The organism is Mesorhizobium sp. M0923, assembly GCF_040319365.1.
Taxonomy (GTDB): domain Bacteria; phylum Pseudomonadota; class Alphaproteobacteria; order Rhizobiales; family Rhizobiaceae; genus Mesorhizobium.
Genome location: NZ_JAMYNW010000052.1, coordinates 1 through 2,859, shown reverse-complemented (window position 1 = coordinate 2,859; position 2,859 = coordinate 1). Strand labels below are relative to the sequence as shown.

The following is a 2,859-nucleotide window of genomic DNA, read 5'->3' as shown; positions in this document are numbered from 1 at the left end:
GGCCGAACATTCGAATCCTGCTCCGCGGCGATAGCCATTATTGCAACCCGCAGGTCATCGACTGGTGCCGCGCCAACGACGTCGACTTCATCTTTGGCCTCGCGCCCACCACGACCCTGCGCAAGCATGTCGCGGATCTGGAGGCCAGCACGACGGCGCGCTTCGAAGCGTCGGCCAAGACAGGCAAGGTCCGCAGGTTCAAGGAGTTCGTTGACGGCGCCCGCGGCGCGGCCGGGCCGGCAGCACTCAGGCGACTATAACGGGCGCAGAGCCGACCCTGCGGCTTCCAGACATTGTCGTGTACAGCTTCAGACCCTCAAGCCGAGCCCGCAGGGCCTCGCTTACCTTTTACGGGGCGGCGGTACGTCCAAGCCGCTTCAACAGTTAAGAATTTCGCAAAGACGATACCCCGGATCGTCGAGCTTCCGCTGCCACTTCCCGCATTCGCCGAGGCGGTCAATGACCCGCCCTTCACAATAGTTATCCGGCAAGCATCTGGATGCGAGAGATAATGTTGCCGGAGGCATCTCTCATGGCTTCTACACCTGCCTGAACGCCAGAACCGCGTTCGTGCCGCCAAAGGCGAAGGAGTTGCTCAGTGCCACGCGCACCTTGCGCTCGCGTGCCACATTGGGCGTGACGTCGAGATCGCAATCGGGGTCCAGCTCACGATAATTGGCAGTCGGCGGCACGACGCTCTCGCGGATAGCCATCACGCAGGCGATCAACTCGAGCGCGCCGGACGCGCCGAGGCAATGCGCGTGCATGGACTTGGTAGAAGAAATGGACATTGAGAAGGCGTGCTGACCGAAGACGCGCTTGATCGCCGCCGTCTCGATCTGGTCGTTGGCCTTGGTGCCGGTGCCGTGCGCGTTGAGATAGTCGACATCCTCGGCGTCCAGCCTGGCATCGGCAAGGCAGGCCCGCATTGCTGCCTCCGGCCCCTCGACAGTCGGCGCGACGATGTCGGACGCATCGGCGGAAAGGCCGGCACCGGCAATTTCGGCAAGGATGGTGGCGCCCCGAGCCAGGGCATGCTCGTAGCTTTCCAGCACCGCCATGCCGGCGCCTTCACCAAGCGACAGGCCCTGGCGATCGGCCGAGAATGGCCGGCAAGTATCGGGCGAAAGCACGCGGATCGCTTCCCATGCCTTCAGCACACCCCATATGAGCGGCGCTTCGCTGCCGCCGGCAAGCATCACGTCGGCCCGGCCGAGCCTGATCTGGTCCACCGCGCAGGCAATCGCATGGTTTGCCGAGGAACAGGCGGACGTGACGCCGAACACCGGCCCGCGCAGACCAAGACTCATGCTGACCTGGCCGGCAGCGGCACCCGGCATCGCCTTGGGTACAGTCAAGAGAGCGGCACGCTTACCGCCCAGAAGGATGGCGCGGTAGGTTTGCTCGATCGCATCCCACCCGCAGCCGCCAACGCCCACCGTCGCACCGAAGCGATAGCTATTTCCCTCTTTGGAGGAAAGTCCGGCCTGACGCATGGCTTCGCGCGCCGCAAGCACAGCGAGCAGGCTGAAGCGGTCCATGGAGATGAGTTGCTTGCCGTCGATGTCATGCTCCGGCAGCGCCTTGATCTCGGCACCGATCCTGACCCTCAATTCATGGAGCTCGGAGTTGACGATTGGGCCGATGGCGGAGCGGCCTTCTCGCATCTCTGTCCAAATGGCGGCGGCGTTGGTCCCAAGCCCGCAAATACCGCCAATCCCAGTAATCACGACGCGCCTGTCCATTCACACCCCCTTAGCGAGCAAGCTGCGCACGGCTTCCACCATGTCCCCAACATTCTGGAGATCCGACCATGCCTCGGCCGTATTCATCTCGATCTGGATGCCGTAGGCCTGCTCCAGGTCCCAGAGAACGTCCGCCAATCCCAGTGAATCGATACCGAGCGAAGTCAGTCCCGTGGCAGCCGTTATCTCGCCGCCTGTGGCAGGCGCTATGCCGCCCTCCGACGCGGCGCGCTTCTTGATAATGGCGATTATTTCGTTGGCGAGTTGATCTGCCATCTTGTTCCTTTCCAGCTTGCGTTTTCGGCGTCGTTCAAAACCCGAGTCGCGTCGCGTTGCCAAAATTGCCCCTCATAGAGCCTGTGCGACCGACCAAGCCCAATGCCCATAGGAACCGGACGAGTTCCGGCTTCTGCGGCGTCAGCCCGATGACGAAGAAAAGTCGCCGGCCTCCCGCTTTTGCGCCAGCACATCAAGAATCTGCGTGTAAATGGATAGGAACCGTCGTCAAACGTCAGCTAAACGCTGCGACGGTGGGTGCTGTCAGCGTATTCACTCGGCACCTCATATGTAATCGAGATGTTTCATAGCTCCGGACCAGTTGCGATCAACTATTGTACCGGTCCGCCATTCGTCGGAGAGTTCGACATGATCGGAGCGCTGCCTCTCATTCCCAGTACAATCTCCACCGCACGCGACAGATTTCCTCTTTCGGGCTCTTCTCAAGGGACTCGCCACGCGATAGAGGCAGTGATCGGCGCACGTGAGGTCCTGCCAAGTCCATGCGACATTCCGGAAAATTGGTAAAATCGTTTGTTTCAATCAAATGCATCCACGCTATGGATAGCTAAGACATGCGTTTCAAAGGGCTCGATCTGAATCTTCTCGTCGTTCTCGACGCGCTGCTGAGCGAGCGCGGCCTCACGGCGGCGGCACGCCGCATCAACCTAACCAAATTCATGGGGGTTGGTGGATGTGGCGCAAGCCGTTGAAATGGCGTAGGATTTGGTTGCCTAAGCCGATCCGAACCATTTCCCGGAGACCACACCCACCATGAACGATCTTGCGCTGCCGCTGAGCGGTTTGTCATCGTCGGCGGCAAGTCCGTCGTCGCCCG

At 61.1% G+C, this 2,859-nt stretch carries 2 protein-coding genes and 3 pseudogenes; 3 read left to right on the top strand and 2 right to left on the bottom strand.

What is annotated here, in order from left to right; translation table 11 throughout:
• A pseudogene (locus NKH89_RS35550) lies at positions 1-221 on the top strand (transposase); the annotation flags it as partial.
• A gap of 168 nt (positions 222-389) precedes the next feature.
• Positions 390-553 (top strand): annotated as a pseudogene (locus NKH89_RS35545) (LysR family transcriptional regulator); the annotation flags it as partial.
• Here the strand turns inward: NKH89_RS35545 and NKH89_RS35540 are convergent.
• Positions 540-1,745, bottom strand: coding sequence for a beta-ketoacyl-[acyl-carrier-protein] synthase family protein (locus NKH89_RS35540; protein WP_352453892.1), 1,206 nt, complete (start codon positions 1,743-1,745; stop codon positions 540-542). The pseudogene NKH89_RS35545 and the gene NKH89_RS35540 sit on opposite strands and share 14 nt — an antisense overlap.
• On the bottom strand, positions 1,746-2,021 hold the full coding sequence (locus tag NKH89_RS35535; protein ID WP_352458906.1) for an acyl carrier protein: 276 nt from the start codon (positions 2,019-2,021) through the stop codon (positions 1,746-1,748).
• A gap of 575 nt (positions 2,022-2,596) precedes the next feature.
• On the opposite strand from NKH89_RS35535, the pseudogene NKH89_RS35530 reads away from it, so the two are divergent.
• Positions 2,597-2,698, top strand: a pseudogene (locus NKH89_RS35530) (LysR family transcriptional regulator); the annotation flags it as partial.
• Positions 2,699-2,859: the final 161 nt, after the last annotated feature.